Below are 15224 nucleotides of genomic sequence, written 5' to 3' on the forward strand. Positions count from 1 at the left end.
CACATAGCCGCGGAGCTGGTCGTTCGTCGCGAGTTTCGCGGCCTTGGGTCGGGCGGCCCGGCGGTCACGGTGCCACTGCGCGAGCGTGGCCCGGTAGACCATCGTCCCGCCCCGGGTACCGGCGTTACGCCGTAACTCCCGCGACACCGTCGACGCGGGCCGACCCAGCCCCCGAGCGATCTGGCGGATGCTGTCCCCGCGGGCGCGACCCAGCGCGATCTCCTCCCGCTCCGCGAACGACAGATACCGGCCCGAAGGCTCAGGGAAGTCCGAAGGGGGCATCCCGCCACAGTTCCGGAACCACCGGGTCCCGACCACCGGCGACACACCAGCCTCGACACCGGCGTCCTCGCTGCTCAACCCATGCGCGATCGCAGCCCAGAACCGCTGCTCATGCTCCCATCGCGCTACCGGTGGCCGCCCCGGCGACCGCATCCCCGCCCGCCCCGTTACCTTCCGCGTCCAGTCCGCCGGCCGTCCCACTCGCACACCTCCGGATCGAGGTGTTGCGACGACCGGTTGAATTCACCAACTACACATCTGCCCAGTTCGCTGCTACGTTGAAGGAGCTCGGGATTCGCCAGTCCGTTGGCCGGACCGGGATCTGCTACGACAATTCGATGGCCGAATCTTTCTTCGCGACCCTCAAGAACGAACGGGTCCACCGCACTGTCTACCCCACCCGTGAACACGCTCGACGAGACATCGCCCGCTACATAGAACTCCGCTACAACACGACACGTCGCCACTCAGGGCTTGGTTACCGCACCCCACAACAGGCCCACGATGAATACCTGGAAAAGCAGTCCGCCGCATAGATCACCTCAATAGCGACTGTCCGGATTTAACGGGGCACACCAGACACCGTGCTCGTGCGCTCCATGGACCGCCTCGCCCGCAACCTCGACGACCTGCGCCGGCTCGTGCGGACGCTGACCGGCAAGGGCGTGCGGGTCGAGTTCGTCAAGGAGAGCCTCGTCTTCACCGGCGAGGACTCGCCGATGGCGACGCTGCTGCTGTCCGTCATGGGCGCGTTCGCCGAGTTCGAACGCGCCCTGATCCTCGAACGCCAGCGCGAGGGCATCGCCGCCGCCAAGCAGCGCGGCGTCTACACCGGCCGCAAACCCGCCCTCACCCCCGACCAGGCCCGCGATCTGGCCGAGCGCGCCGCCGCCGGCGCGCGGAAGTCCGACCTGGCCCGCGAGTTCGGCATCAGCCGCGAGACCGTCTACAGCTACCTGCGCGCGACGCCCGCCGCCGCGGTTTGTCGCCGGCGAGCGAGGGCTGGTCGCTCGGTCGGCGTTGTGACTGCTGGTGGGGCTGAGGAAGTCGGGAGGGACTCGGCCGCCGATGCGGGCGGTACCGTCCACAGCCCATCCAAGGGCAACCAGCCGCTGATGGAAGGTAGCAGCGCCCAATAGCTTCATCCTGAAAAACCGAGAGTTCGCGGTCTGACCAGCCTGGAGGGGGCCCGCGTGCCGATCAGATCGGTGTTCTTCGACGTAGGCGAGACGATCGTGGACGAGTCCCGGGAGTACGGGACATGGGCGGACTCGGCGCGGTGATTGCCCGTGGGCTGGACTACCGGGAGGTGTTCCAGGTGTTCCGGTCCGGGTTCGATCTCGGGGCGGAGCGCGAGCGGCGCGCGGCGGCCGGGCAGCCGGAATCGTTCGGCGGGGAGGACCTGTACGCCGATGCCCGGCCCTGCCTCGCGGCGCTGCGCGCCGAGGGTCTGCGGGTCGGCCTGGCGGGCAACCAGACCGCCCGCGCCGAAACCATCCTGCGGGCGCTGGATCTCCCCGTCGACGTGATCGGAATGTCGGACGGCTGGGGCGTGGAGAAGCCATCGGCGGAGTTCTTCGAGCGGGTCGTCACCGAAGCGGGTTACCCGGCTCGGGAGGTGCTGTACGTCGGTGATCGGCTCGACAACGACATCCGTCCCGCGCAGGCCGTTGGCCTGGTGACCGCCCCTATCCGCAGGGGTCCGTGGGGCCACATCCTCGAGGACCCCGCAGTCGAGAATCGCTGTCTGTTCCATCTCTACTCGTTGACCGAGCTCCCGGATGTCAGGTCATCGAAGAGTCCCGGCCCGCCGCGAAAGCAAAAACAAATGATCTACGAGACCTGACCAGTTACCTCTCCTACAGCCCCCCTTACTACTCGTGCAGTCCCGCCGGGGCTCGGACGTCAGGTGATCAGGCGGCTGGTGTAGCCGGCGTGGGTGAGTTCGCGGTAGGCCTCGCGGACGTTGTCGGGGACGGGTTGAGGGATGGCGTGGCCGCGTTCGGCGTAGAGCCAGATGCGTTGGGTGTCTCCGACGAGCATGGACACGACGCGGTCGGCGTCGCCGATGCTGGCGATGTAGTCGTCCAGGGTGGCGGGTAGGGATGCGCACCGGACGTGGACGGTTGGCCAGAGTTTGCGGCAGGTGGCGTAGGCGCGGCGCTGCTGGTAGGGGCGGGAGATCAGCGTCACGGATCTGGGCGTGATGCCGTGAGTGGTAAGTAGGTCGCGGGTTCGGGTGATGTTCTCGCCGGTGTTGCGGGCAGTGGTCTCGATGAGAATGGCGGCGTCGGGGACGTGCAGGGTGAGGGCGTGCTCGCGGTAGTGGACGGCTTCCCCCCGGGGGAACGTGTCGATGGTGGTGGGGGCGTTCGCGCCGGTGAACACGATCCGGGGGAACAGGCCGCGGTGGTAGAGCGCTGCGGCGCAGGTGGCGACGCTGAGGTCGTGACTGCCCAGGCCGACGCCGATGTCGGTGGGCTGGGGGTCGTGGTGCAGGTCGTGGTAGTTCCAGAGCACCTCGACCGGGCCTCGTATCTCCGTGGGCAGCGTCGTGGCCGGGGTCATGGGCGGTCGGTGCTGTCGGGTAGCGGGAACCGGTAGGTCCAGGCGAACCGCGACGCGGCGTGGACGCCGACGGCGTATTCGACGGCCGTGTGCTCGGCGGTGAAGGTGGTGCGGTGCAGTTCGACGACGGGTTCGCCGGGCGGTAGCTGCAAGGTCGTGGCCTCGTCCGGTGTCGGCATGCGTGCCCGGAGGTCTTCTTCGATCCAGGCGGGTTCGAGGCCCTGTTCGTAGAGGACGCGGAATCCCCCACCGGGACCGGCGGGGCCGGCGGTGTCGTCGGTGAGGCGGGTGCCTTCGACGTGGTCGGCGCGGTAGTAGCTGGTGAGTGTGTGCGTGGGCTCGTCGTTCTCGCGGATCAGGCGTGCGCGTTCGTACACCTCGGCGCCTTCGGGGAGGCCGAGTGCCGCGGCGACGTCGGGTGGTGCGGGCAGGCGGCGGACTGTCTGCGTCTGGTCGCCGGGCTTCCAGGTCCGGCCGGAAGCTACCCGGTCGGCGGCGAACGCGACCAGGTCGGCGTCGCGCCACTTGGCCTTGTCGTACCGGTCGGTCCCGAGTCGGCGCAGGGGTGGCCGGGAGCGGACGTAGACACCGGCTCCGGTTCGACCGCTGACCAGGCCTTCTTCCTTGAGACGGGTCACGGCGAGTCGGGCGGTCTCGGTCGCGACGCCGTAGTGCCGTGCCAGTTCGGCGGTCGAAGGTAGCGCGGTCTTCTGGGCAAGGCGTCCGGAGGTGATCTGCTCGCGGAGATCGGCCCAGATCCGATCGGATGCCCCGCGCCTGCTGCTGCTCATTGCGTGAGTGTAGAGGCTTCCTAGGAAGGTCTTGACCTTCCTAGGAAGGCATGGCAAGCTTGGCCAAGCTTCCTAGGAAGGTTTCCGCTAGGAGGTGGCAACGAGAGAGCGTGGGCGGCACCGGTTCCGATGGCTGGCGCTGGCGCGCTGTTCTCGACGGTCCCAGGTGTGGCGTCGGACCACACATCCATGTCCTCGCCGTGCCCGGGGCCGTCGTTCTGGCGGGCAGGTCGTCTGCTGAGCAGGCGGCTCTATCAGGAAGGACCACTGTGGATGTCCCGTGCTCCGCCCCGGACGTCGACCCGGTATGGCAGCGGCCCGCCGACCCTCATCCCACCGCGGTGGACGCGGTCGAAGTCGCCCTGGGCCCGAACCGGGTCCTGATCCGGTCGTCGCTCGGCCGGGTGCCGGTCGGGGTGACCCCGGGAGCGTGGGCGAGTTTCGTGGCCGCGATAAGGGCCGGCGAGTACGAGGCAGAACCGGTAGCTGATTACCGGCCTGTTGGAATGCCGGGGGCTGCCCGGACCGCGGCGGCTCGCACGCATCGGGAGAGGAAATCTCAAGGATGACCGTCGGCACGATGCACAGTGAAAGTGCACGCCTCCGTAACGCGATGGTCGACCTGGTCGCCGCCGATCACGCGGCGAAGGGTCTTACTTTGCGGCCTGAGGTGGAGGCGGCACTCCGGACTGTTCCCCGTGAGCTGTTCACTCCAGGGCTTTCGCTGGAGCAGGCGTATGCGAACGCGGCGGTCCTCAAAAAGCGACGTGGCGAGGAAGCCATCAGTTCGGTGTCGGCGCCGTTCCTGATCGCGGAGATGCTCGGTCAGGCCGCGGACGCGCTCGGCGACCTGGCGGGATGTCACGTGTTGGAAGTCGGCAGCGGCGGCTACAACGCTTCACTGGTGCGGGAGCTTGTCGGCCCGTCGGGATCGGTCACGACCGTCGATATCGACTCCGAGATAACCGACCGGGCGATCGCCTGCCTGGCTGCGGCGGGCTATGACGACGTGACCGTGGTGTGCGCGGACGCCGAACATCCGATCGCGTCCGACCACCGCTGGGATCTGATCATCGTCACGGTCGGGGCTTGGGACATCCCGCCAGCGTGGCGTGATCAGCTCACCGATGGCGGTGTGCTGGTGGTGCCGCTGCGCATGTTCGGGATCACCAAGTCCTATGCGCTGCGACGCCACGGGGACCGGCTGGTCAGTGAGAGCCATCGCCAATGCGGGTTCGTCTCCGTGCAGGGCGATGGAGCTCACGAGGTGCGGTACGTCGACATCGCCGACGGTGTCCACCTGCGGCTGGACGAGGGCCAGCAGGTCGACCCCGCCGTCCTCGACGGCCTTCTCGCACAGCCCCGCGAGGAGGCGTGGGTCGGGGTCAGCCTGCCGCCCCGCACCGCTCTGATCGACCTGAACCTGTGGCTCGCGACCCACCTCACCCACGAGCCCGGCGAGTTCGTGGTGCTGACAGCGCAGGAGACGGCCATCGAAGCCGGCGTCGTCGCGCCCTCCTGGCAGTTCGGCACTCCAGCCACCCTGCACGACGGCACGCTCGCCTACCGGTCAGCGCTGCGCTGGACCGGCCGGCGATTCGACCTCGGCGCATACGCCCACGGGCCGGAGGCCGCCGCAGCGGCCGGGCGCATGGTCGAGCACATGCGTGCGTGGGTGGACGCAGGCAGCCCGCCCCCGGTGCTGCACGTCCTTCCCGCGCGCACCCCGGACGGCGACCTGCCGGACGGGGCGGTCCTGGACAAACGGCATAGCCGCCTCGTCCTGACTTTCACCCCCCACGAGAAGGGCACCCCCTGATGGACTACGAAGACGAGCTGAACCTGAACCTGGTCGATGCCGGGACCGCCGCGAGTGGTCACGCCACCAGTACCGACGACGAGTGCGGCTCGGGTGACACGAACTCGGACGCCTGCTCGGGCGGCAGCGGTCGCTGAACCTCGCCCACCCATCGGGCCCGGCCCTCGGGGCCGGGCCCACCCCACCTTCCGCCCGCCCGAAGCGGGGAGCGAGAGATGTTCCAAGCGACAGACGCGGCGTTGATCCGAGCCGCCTCCTACCCCCAGGACCTGCGGCTTCCCGCGTGGCCCGACCTGACCACCGACCAGCCCAGCGGGTGGCTGGAATGGCTGCGGGAGGTGTGGGCGCTACCCGCGTTCGCGGCAGCCGTCGGGCACGCGGCACCGGACCTGGCCGCCCAGATCAGCCGCGCGCTGGCCGAAGAAGCGGTCCAGGCGCGCAGCCTGCGGCGTCTGGTGGAGGCGACGGTGCGGTATCTGCTGAGGTGGACGACCCGCGCGACCCCGTTCGGGAGGTTCGCCGGAGTCGCTCCGGTCACGATGGGCCCCGCGCGGCGGTCCGCTGGGGGGAGCGGCATCACGAGGTGTGCCGTCCCGACGACCGTTACCTCGCCGAATACGCGGGCGTGGCCGAGCGGAATCTGGCGACGCTACGCACGGTCACGGTCGTGACGAACGCGCTGGGGTATCGACGCGGCGGGGTATGGGTGCTGCCCTGCGCCCGCGCCGAGGGCAGCCAGGTCTGGGATGTCGAGATTGACCTGACCGACCCGGTGCGGGTGGCGGTCGAGACAGCCAGCGCCCCGATCCCGTTCCGGGAACTGGCCGCGAAGGTGGCCGACGACCATGCCAGCGACACGGCGGCGGCCGAGCGACTGGTCACCGCCTTGGTGCAGGCCGGGGTGCTGCTGTCGGCGGTTCGGCCACCGATGACCGTGACCGATCCGGCCGCGCACCTGACCCGCCACATCGCCCTCCCCGACTCAGGCGCGCGGATCGCGGTCGATCTGCGGGTCGATTGCTCGGTGACGCTACCTCCCACCGTGGTCCGCGAGGTGCGGGAAGCCGCCTCCGTGCTCGTCGCCGTCGCACCGCACCTGCCCGGCTGGGCCGCGTATCATCGCGCGTTCCTCGAACGGTGGGGTCCGGGCGCGGCGGTGCCGCTGCGCGAAGTCCTGCAGGTTCTCGGGTTCCCGGCCGGGTACCGCGGCTCGCCTCGCCGTGACCCGGCATTGTTCACCGCCCGCGACAGCCTCCTCGCCTCACTCGCCCAGCAGTCCGTCCTGGATGGCTGTACGGAGGTGGTACTCGACGACGATCTGATCGGATCGCTGCGCGGCGGCGATGACCGGCCGCCGATCCCGCACGCCGAGCTGCGGTTCACGCTCGCCGCCGAAACTGCGCATGACCTCGAGCGCGGCGCATTCACGTTGACGGTGGTGAGCGGGGCTCGCCATGCGGGAGTCGCGGCTGCCCGGTTCCTGCATCTGCTCACCCCCGCCGAGCTGGACCGGTTCCGCGGTGTCTACGCCGGCCTGCCGACCGCCTTACCTGGCGCGGCCACCGTGCAGGTGTCCGGGCCTCCGCTGGACACCCGACTTGCCGCCGTCGCACGCACACCCGAGCTCCTGCCCGTGCTGCCCGTCGGGGACTTCCACCCCGACCCGCCGTGGATGCTGGACGATCTGGCGGTGGCCGGCGACGGCCAGCGGCTGTGGCTGGTCTCGCGCACCACCGGGCAGCCGGTCGAACCGCTGCTGTTCAACTGCGTCCTCCTGCCAACCGCCCAGCAGCCACTCGTCCGGTTCCTCACGGAGATCTGGACGGCGTGGACGGCACCCTGCGCCCGGTTCACCTGGGGACACGCCCGCGCCCTGCCGTTCCTGCCACGGATCCGGCGGGGCCGCTCCATCCTGCACCCGGCCCGCTGGACTCTCCCCGCCAACGCGCTCCCCGCACGCACCGCGCCATGGCCGCAGTGGAAGGCGGCCTGGCAGCAATATCGCGAACACCGCCGGCTGCCACGCGAGGTACTGATCGGCGACGACGACATGCGGCTGCGCCTCGACCTGGACGAGAACGCCCACCTCACGATGCTGCGCAGCGATCTCGACCGGCACGGGCGCATCACTCTCACCGAGGCCGGCGGGCGACCGGGATGGATTGACGGCAGGCCAGCCGAACTCCTGCTCACCCTCACCCGCACACCACCACCCGACTGCCCGACCACCCGACCGGTCCGTCCCGCCAGCACTCTCCAGCACCGGCCCGGCCGGTCACGCTGGCTGGACACCCGCCTCTACGGACACGCCGACCACATCCTCGCCCGTCTGGCATCGCTGTCCGAACTCCCGGCGGGCTGGTGGTTCCTGCGCTACCCCCATCCCGAACCTCACCTGCGGCTCCGCATCCCACTGCGGGACACCGGCCGGTTCGCCGACGTCGCCCACGACCTCGCGCTGTGGGCGCAGCGGCTGCACAACGACGGCCTGCTGGCCGACTACACCCTGGCCACCTACCGGCCCGAGACCCGCTACGGCCACGGGCCGACCCTCGCCGCAGCCGAAGCGGTGTTCGCCGCCGACTCCCACGCCGTCCTCGGACGGCTGGCCGGCGACCGGCAGGCCACCACCGCCGCAGGAATGATCACCATCGCGCAAGGGTTCACCGGCGACGGCGCACGCTGGCTCGTCGACCACGCACCCCACCGCAGCGGCCCGCGGCTGGAGCCCACCCAGCTCGCGGGCGCCCGCCTCCCCTACGAAGATGACCACCTCGCCACAGCACTGGCCACCTACCGAACCCTCGCCGTCCAGGATGGGCTCGACGTCGACCAGCTCCTGGCAGATCTACTGCACCTGCACCACGCCCGCATGATCGGCGCCGACACCGCATCCGAACGGCACTGCCTACGCCTGGCCCGCGCCATCGCCCTCACCGACCTGGCCAGGAGGGCAACGCCATGACGGCGGGACAGTCGCTCGCCGACGGAGCGGCAGGCATCGCCCTCCTCCACCTGGAAACCGGCAACTGGCCCGCGGCACACGCGGAGCTGGAACGGGCTGTCGCGGGCGGAGTCAGCATCGCCGCGGGCGCCAGCCTCTACTACGGCGCCCCCGCCCTCGCGGTCGTCCTCGCCGCATCCGACCAGCCAGGACTCCTCCGAGCGAAAGCCACCGCCGCCACCGGAACGGCGATAGTGACCCGCCGCCGTCTGAAGGCAGCCCACCGTCGCATCGACCAACGCCAACGCCAACGCCCGCAGTACGCCGAATACGACCTGATCCGCGGACTGACCGGACTCGGCGTTGCCCTGCGCCGCATGGGCGATCGCGATCTGCTCCGCGACGTGCTGACCTACCTGGTGCGCCTCACCGACCCGATTGACGGCCTCCCCGGCTGGTGGTGCCCACACGGCCCGAAACGCGATCAACCCGTCCCAGGCGGGCACGGAAACCACGGGGTCGCCCACGGCATCACCGGCCCATTGGCTCTCCTGGCCCTCACGCTGATCGACGGGATCATCGTCGACGGACATGCGGGGGCGATCAGCCGGATCTGCCGCTGGCTGGACACCTGGGAGCGGCAGACCAGCGCAGGCTCGTGGTGGCCGGAGATCGTCACGCTCGACGACCTGGACCAGGGCGAGCCGCGTCAGCCCGGCCCGCTGCGGCCGTCGTGGTGCTACGGAACCCCCGGCATCGCCCGCGCCCAGCAACTCGCGGCCCGCGCCTTGGGCGACTCCAGCCGCCAGCACCGCGCCGAAACCGCCTTCACCGCCTGCATCGCCGACCCGACGCAGCTCAGCCGCCTCACCGACCGCGGCCTGTGCCACGGAACCGCCGGACTTCTCACCGCCGCCCGCCGGATCGCCGCTGACGCGCTCACCCCGATCCCGATCGGACCGCTGGCGCACCTGCACCAGCAGACCATCGCGGCGGCCAACGAACCGTCGGGTTTCCTCACCGGTTTGGCCGGCGCCGATCTGGCCGCCGTCGGGACCACGACGTCGTGGGACGCCTGCCTCCTGCTCTGCTGACCCAAAGGACCGACCCATGGACGAAACACCCTGGACTCAGGTGAACATCGCCTGGCCCGGCCCCGACCGGCATCAGCGTGAACGCCAGGCCGCCGACCACCTCACCCGCGTCCTGCCCGCCGCCGAAACCGACGGCCTCATCACCTCCTGGTTCTTCATCCGCAAGGGCCCCTGGCGCGTCCGCTACCTGATCGCCGACGGCGCGACCGGCCGCGATGCCAGGAACCGCGACCCCCTCCATCCCCTGCTCACCAACGGGGTCTGCTGGACCAGCGACATCTACGAACCAGAAGTCCACGCCTTCGGCGGCCCCGGCAGTATGAACACCGCGCACCGGCTGTTCCACCAGGACAGCCGCCACATCCTTGCCTTTCTCGACAACGGACCTGCCGACCGGCGGGGTTACTCACTCGTGCTGTGCACCGCGCTCATGCGAAGCGCTGGCCTGGACTTCAGCGAGCAAGGCGACGTCTGGGCACGGGTCGCCGAGCAGCGCCCCGGCTTGGCCGACACAGCATCCGACCCGCAGGCATGGGCATCGTCCACCAGCAGCGTCCGCCACCTTCTCCTCGGCGACGCCCGCGCGGACCTCATCGGCCGCGACTGGCTCGCCGCGTTCGAGGAAACAGGCAGAACACTCCGAACCCTACGGGAAAGCGGCAAGCTCACCCGCGGCATACGCGCGGTCATCGCGCTACACGTGATCTTCCATTGGAACCGATTCGGGCTCCCAGCAGCCACACAGGCCGACCTCGCGCAGGCAGCAAAGCATGCCGTCTTCAGTGATATGGCCACGTAGCCGATCAACGAGAAAAATAGAAATGGGCCCGCAGCGGCCAATGCCCGGGGGCTACACCCGTCACCTCGCGTTCCGGGGGCGCATGGCGGAGTCGGTGTCGGCGAAGGACCACTCGTCGGCGGTGATGATGTGGTCGACGAGCGCGGTGTGGCCGCCGACGTCCCACAGGGCGACGAACGGTGGGAGGGCGCGGAGCAGATCGGTCTCGACCGTGGTGAGGCCGAGCCCGGTGAGCAGGTGGCCGGTCTGTTCCGGGTTCTGGTGCAGGAAGACGCGGACCGAGGTGGTGTTGAGCAGGCCTTCGGCGATGCGGGCGGTGGCGGTGCCCGCGCCGGCCTGTGCCTGCAGGTCGGAGATCGCGTGGGTGACGAGGATGTTCGCGGCGCCCCACTGGCGGCCGAGGCGCCACTGGTCCTGGAGGAACCGGACGATGGCGTGGTCGTCGAGAGCGACCCACCCTTCGTCGATCACCATGGTCTTGTGACCGGTCTGGCCGTACAGGACGGTCTGGAGCCATGCCGCGACGGCGGTGAGGACGAGCCGCAGCGCCCGGCGGTTGGTGAGCAGCCCGGACAGATCGATGATCATACCGGGTGCGTCGTCCCAGGTCAGGTCGGGTGTTGTGGGGCCGTCGCAGATGCCGTGCAGGTCCTGTTCGAGGATGGTGGCGCAGGCGTCGAGCAGCGGGCGGCGGCGGTCGAGCAGCTCGGCCTCGGTGGTGTCGAGGTCGTCCGCGAGAGTGCTGTCGGGATGGGCGAGCGCCTTGCGCACGTCGACGAGCGTGGGTGTCGGTCGCGCCGAGGTGAGGCGGTGCGCGATGGCGGTGAGCAGACGCTGTTCTCCCGCGGCGAGTTCCGGCCGGCCGAGTGCGACGGCGAGCATGGCCGCGAGGACGGCGCCGCGACGGGTGGCCTGCGCCTGGGTGCCCGGGTCGCCGGCGGAGGTGCGGTGGCCGTTCGCCAGGGCGCGGGCGGGGTGCACGCCCGGGGTGTCGTCGAGAGGGTTGACCCGCAGGTTCCCACCTGGGCGCAGACGCAGGGTGGCGTAGCCGAGGCGCTCCCCGAGGGCGGCCCATTCGCCTTTCGGGTCGATGACGGCGGTGAAGGTCCGCCGGCGGCTCCTGGCCGACAGCAGGCTGGTGCGGTAGATGTACGACTTCGCGATGGCGGACTTTCCGTAGGCACCCGCCCCAGAGATGATCATGTTGGGGCCCTGGACGAGTCCGGCCGCGTAGGCGTCCACCAGGTCGAAGTGGAAGCCGCCACCCGCCAGCCGGTTCGCGCCGAGGATGGGACCGATCTCCGGCAGGCCGGTGTCGATGGACCAGGGGTGCAACGCGGACAGGTGCGCCGTGGTGGCGACGTGCCGGGGCAGCCTGAGGGGCGCTCCCCCTCCGCGGCGGACGAAGCGATGGTGTGGGCGCATCAGTGGTCTCCGGTGACTGGTCGGCGGGGTGCCAGGCCGAGCGGGAGGGTCGCCGGCCACGCCGCCGCGTGGCGGCCGTGCAACGGGCGGAGGTCGGTGATGCCGCAGCGCGCGGCGAGTTCGACGGTGGCCGCGGTTGTGGCGTCGAGGTCGTCGCGGCTGGCGGCGGCGAGGTCGAGGAGGCCGACGTAGGCGAACTCGGGGAAACCCGCGGTGAGTTCGGCGTCTCGACGGTCGATGTCGTCGTGGGCGTGGGTGAGAGGGGCGGGGATCCTGAACGCGTGCCGGTCACGCAGCGCGGCGGCGGTCTGCGCCGAGACGCTGTCGCTGTTGAGGCGCCGGCGGGAGACCCGCCAGGGCACCGGCGTCATCGCGACGGCGAGGGTTCGTGTTCCGGGGGCCTCGTGGAGCAGTGGGCTGAGCCATTCCGGGTGTAGCGCGTGGGCGGGCCACTGGGCGATCCAGAGCACGCGGTGCCAGGTCTCGCCGATCCGCGCCGCGGTCCACGTGGACTCGACGATCAGGTCACGCGGGTCGGATGGTTGGCGCGAGAGCGGGAGCGGGTGCGCGGCCGTTGGTGGGGGGAGGTGTGCCCGGGTGGCTGGTCCGCCCGGCGGGCCGACGTCCACCACGGTGATCGCGTCGTGGGTCGAGGTGGCGTCGGCGTGGTCGCGGACCGTCCGCAGGATCCCGTCGGCGGACAGGGCGCCACGGACGTCGAGGCCAGCGGCCCGGCAGCGTGCGGTGAGCGTTTCGGTGGCGCCCAGCGCCGCTGTCCGCGCGTTCACCGGTCGTCCGGTGCGGGGCGGGTCGATCGTCATCCAGAGCCGGATCTCGTGCTGGAGGAGGAAGCCGGCGGTGTCCTCGACGATGCGCCGGTACGCGGCTTCAGATTCGGTGACCGTGCGTTCCGGTGATGTCGGCGGGTCGCGGTGACCGGACCGGACGGTCCAGCCGAGCTGGCTGACGCGGGGATCCCGCGCGGATTGCGAGAGCACGTGGGCCCATCCGGCGATGCGCCGATGCTGCTCGTCCGCAGCGGCCAGGCCGAAGGATCCTCCTCGTACGTCCACAACGACCGTGACCGCACCCGTGCGCCGGTCGCGGAGGAGCCCGAGTGGATGTCCGTCGATCGTGGGGACGTCGTCGGTGTGCGGTCGCAGCAGCTCGAGTGCTCGCAGGCATCGTGGCAGCTCGGCTGCCGATCCGCCGGTGTCCGCGCGGCCCACGGTCGGCGGGTCTCCCAGGCCCGGGGGCGTTGACGCGTCGTCGTTGTCGCCCGCGGTCGGGATCGATGCTCGGAGCAGGTAGCCGGCGATGATCGGAATCAGGGTGATGAGCAGGTGTCCCTCGACCCGCGCGAAACCGAGGATCAGGCAGGTCAGGAGAACGGTGGCGCCGGCGAACACGCCTGCCGGTGGTCCGAGCAGCGCCGGCCCGGCCGCCAGACCGCCGACGCCGACGGCGAGCAGGCTCACCTGCACGCTGGACGCGCCGAACAGCGCGGTCCCGGTCCGACGGGGCGGCAGCCGGTAGACCGGCGTGTTCATGATCGTGATTCTTCGGAGGGTGGTGTGGCGGGACCGCCCTCGCTGGTTGGCCGGCGACGGCGCCAACCCGGCGGCAGCCCGGGGGGTGTCCCGTCCGCAGGGGGTGGCTGCCGCGGGTACGGCGGATCGTGGGGTGTGGGGCGCTGTCCCCCGTTAGCGGCGGTGTCCGGGCCTGGATCGGGGGTCGGGTGGGTGCCCGTTCCTGCTGAAGGCGTTTCAGTGGGCGGGTTCTCAGGGGTTGTTCGTCGGCGGCGCCGCCGGGCCGGTGGCGGGTCGGGCAGACTCCGGGGTTCGCGGAGGGACCCGCCCGGCGGGTGCTGTCCAGGGTCCTGAGGAGACTGCCCTCCCTGGCCTGCACCGCCGGACCGGGCCGCCGCACCGCGCCCCTGCCCCAGTGCCTGAAGCCAGTACGCCGACTGCACGCCCTGCATCGCGGCCCGGAAGGGTGCCCGGGACAATCCCTGCGCCAGGACGAAGGTCTCGGCGAACGGGATCAGGCGCCACACCACGAACGGCATGAACGCCGAGATCATGATGATCGCGACCGCGGTCAGATAGCGACCCCAGCTCGACGGTGTGACCATCGCCTTGTCCGCGTCCAGGAAATCCGTGCCAACCCGCAGCGCGATGAAAATAGCCGGTTTCGAGAACGCGACCGCGACCGAGATCTTGACGACCTGGCCGGCCGCGGACCGCGCCGGCCTCATCGTCATCGCGGCGAACGACAGCGGAGCCAGCGCCGTCACGATCAGGGCGAGAGCGTTACGCACCAGGAGCTCAAGGAACACCAGAACCGTCGTCATGAAGGTCAGGGCCGCCACGAACATTCCGGCGATGTCGTGTTCCGGCGGTGCCGCCAGCGCGTCTATCAGACGCTTGATGATCTCCTGGTCCGGGATCATCATCTCGGAGATCACGTCTGTGATCACGAGCATCTGCTCGACGACCCACGGAAATCCGATGATCGCCAGCACGGCCAGCAGGATATCGCGGGCAATGCGCGCGACCGCCCGCCCGGGCTCACCAGCGAGTATCCCGATCATCACCCCCAGTGTTGTGGTTCCGGCGAGCAGGAGACACGAGACGGAGGCGACCGTCTGATAGGCACCACCGTCCCCTATGAAAAAGGCGGCGGTGACCTGAGGGCGGGCGGCCTGATCGAAGAAGCCGGAGACCAGACCCTCGACCGCTCCTCCGAGGGAACCCACGAACAGGCCGATGACCGAATTCATCGCCTCGTCGAGGACCCCACCGACCCCGCCGCCCAGAAAGTCCCCCAGAAGCCCCAGGGCCCCCATCAGCCGGACCACCCCAGGCCGCCCTCGGCCACCTGCGCCGACGAAACGCTACCCGCGAGGTTCGATGCGACGAGCGGAAGGAACTCCGGATCCGGGTCCTGTGTGCAGCCAGCCGGCGGTTCCGAACGGTCGACCAGGAAAAAGTGCCCCTATGTCCTTCGTCAAGCCGGTGAGGGGGTCGGGGCCTGGTAGAAGGTGCCGTTGCGAAGCATCGCGTAGAGCACGTCGATCCGGCGCCGGGCGAGGCAGGTGAGAGCGGCGACGTGATGTTTGCCTTCCGCGCGTTTCTTGTCGTAGTAGGCCCGGGACGGGGGTTCGCGTAGGGAGGCGAACGCGGCCAGGTAGAAGGCGCGTTTGAGTTGTTTGTTGCCGCGTCGGGAGGGGTGTTCCCCTCGGATGGAAGAGCCCGATGCTCGGGTGGCGGGGGCGAGACCGGCGTAGGCGGCCAGGTGCCCGGCGGTGGGGAAGCTGCTGGCGTCCCCGACGTCGATGAGGATGCGGGCGGCGGTCCTGACCCCGATACCGGGCATGGAGGTCAGGACCTTGGAAAGAGGGTGGGCCTCCAGAAGCTCCGCGATCCGGTCCGCGAGGAGTTTCCGCTGGTCATGGACGGCGGTCAGGGAACGGGCCAGGCTGGGAATGATCAGAATCGCC

General features: G+C 70.3%; 12 protein-coding genes and 3 pseudogenes. 8 read left to right on the forward strand and 7 right to left on the reverse strand.

Features of this window, described 5'->3' with window-relative positions:
- Positions 1-435 (reverse strand): helix-turn-helix domain-containing protein (locus FREUN1FDRAFT_RS33725; protein WP_232295536.1); only part of this gene is annotated, 435 nt, incomplete at its 3' end.
- Between the two features lie 68 nt (positions 436-503).
- On the opposite strand from FREUN1FDRAFT_RS33725, the gene FREUN1FDRAFT_RS42370 reads away from it, so the two are divergent.
- The 3 genes and pseudogenes from FREUN1FDRAFT_RS42370 to FREUN1FDRAFT_RS33735 all read left to right on the forward strand — a co-directional run bounded on the left by FREUN1FDRAFT_RS42370 (position 504) and on the right by FREUN1FDRAFT_RS33735 (position 2128).
- A complete protein-coding gene (locus FREUN1FDRAFT_RS42370; protein ID WP_006544842.1) occupies positions 504-818 on the forward strand; it encodes an integrase core domain-containing protein in 315 nt (104 codons plus the stop codon).
- Between the two features lie 42 nt (positions 819-860).
- Positions 861-1421 (forward strand): annotated as a pseudogene (locus FREUN1FDRAFT_RS33730) (recombinase family protein); the annotation flags it as partial.
- Positions 1422-1475: 54 nt separating this feature from the next.
- Positions 1476-2128: pseudogene (locus tag FREUN1FDRAFT_RS33735) on the forward strand (HAD family hydrolase).
- Between the two features lie 59 nt (positions 2129-2187).
- Here the strand turns inward: FREUN1FDRAFT_RS33735 and FREUN1FDRAFT_RS33740 are convergent.
- Together FREUN1FDRAFT_RS33740 and FREUN1FDRAFT_RS33745 are read right to left on the reverse strand one after the other, a co-directional pair.
- A complete protein-coding gene (locus FREUN1FDRAFT_RS33740; protein WP_006544845.1) occupies positions 2188-2850 on the reverse strand; it encodes a YdcF family protein in 663 nt (220 codons plus the stop codon).
- Entirely contained in the window at positions 2847-3641 is a 795-nt protein-coding gene (locus tag FREUN1FDRAFT_RS33745; RefSeq protein WP_006544846.1) for a GntR family transcriptional regulator, read from the reverse strand. Before FREUN1FDRAFT_RS33745 ends, FREUN1FDRAFT_RS33740 begins: the two co-directional genes overlap by 4 nt.
- Positions 3642-4206: 565 nt before the next feature.
- Here FREUN1FDRAFT_RS33745 and fxlM point away from each other — a divergent pair.
- The 5 genes and pseudogenes from fxlM (at position 4207) to FREUN1FDRAFT_RS33765 (ending at position 10297) form a co-directional block, all read left to right on the forward strand.
- Complete coding sequence (gene fxlM, locus FREUN1FDRAFT_RS33750) at positions 4207-5460, forward strand: methyltransferase, FxLD system (RefSeq protein WP_006544848.1); 1254 nt, start codon at positions 4207-4209, stop codon at positions 5458-5460.
- On the forward strand, positions 5460-5597 hold the full coding sequence (fxlA, locus tag FREUN1FDRAFT_RS42380; RefSeq protein WP_006544849.1) for an FxLD family lanthipeptide: 138 nt from the start codon (positions 5460-5462) through the stop codon (positions 5595-5597). Before fxlM ends, fxlA begins: the two co-directional genes overlap by 1 nt.
- A 78-nt stretch (positions 5598-5675) precedes the next feature.
- Positions 5676-8425 (forward strand): annotated as a pseudogene (locus tag FREUN1FDRAFT_RS33755) (lantibiotic dehydratase).
- Positions 8422-9498, forward strand: a complete 1077-nt coding sequence (locus FREUN1FDRAFT_RS33760) for a lanthionine synthetase C family protein (RefSeq protein ID WP_006544852.1) — start codon at positions 8422-8424, stop codon at positions 9496-9498. Before FREUN1FDRAFT_RS33755 ends, FREUN1FDRAFT_RS33760 begins: the two are co-directional and overlap by 4 nt.
- Before the next feature lie 16 nt (positions 9499-9514).
- Positions 9515-10297: a thiopeptide-type bacteriocin biosynthesis protein gene (locus FREUN1FDRAFT_RS33765; protein WP_006544853.1), complete on the forward strand. Its 783-nt coding sequence runs from the start codon at positions 9515-9517 to the stop codon at positions 10295-10297.
- Between the two features lie 60 nt (positions 10298-10357).
- Here FREUN1FDRAFT_RS33765 and FREUN1FDRAFT_RS33770 read toward each other — a convergent pair whose 3' ends face one another.
- From FREUN1FDRAFT_RS33770 to FREUN1FDRAFT_RS33785, 4 genes are all read right to left on the reverse strand, one after another.
- Positions 10358-11722: a hypothetical protein gene (locus FREUN1FDRAFT_RS33770; RefSeq protein ID WP_006544854.1), complete on the reverse strand. Its 1365-nt coding sequence runs from the start codon at positions 11720-11722 to the stop codon at positions 10358-10360.
- A complete protein-coding gene (locus FREUN1FDRAFT_RS33775) occupies positions 11722-13272 on the reverse strand; it encodes a hypothetical protein (protein WP_006544855.1) in 1551 nt (516 codons plus the stop codon). The genes FREUN1FDRAFT_RS33770 and FREUN1FDRAFT_RS33775 overlap by 1 nt, the downstream gene beginning before the upstream one ends.
- Positions 13269-14570, reverse strand: coding sequence for a hypothetical protein (locus FREUN1FDRAFT_RS33780; RefSeq protein ID WP_006544856.1), 1302 nt, complete (start codon positions 14568-14570; stop codon positions 13269-13271). The genes FREUN1FDRAFT_RS33775 and FREUN1FDRAFT_RS33780 overlap by 4 nt, the downstream gene beginning before the upstream one ends.
- 161 nt (positions 14571-14731) lie before the next feature.
- On the reverse strand, positions 14732-15224 hold a 493-nt coding region (locus FREUN1FDRAFT_RS33785), incomplete at its 5' end, for an IS110 family transposase (RefSeq protein WP_006544857.1).

The organism is Parafrankia sp. EUN1f, assembly GCF_000177675.1.
In the GTDB taxonomy this organism is placed as follows: Bacteria; Actinomycetota; Actinomycetes; order Frankiales; family Frankiaceae; genus Parafrankia.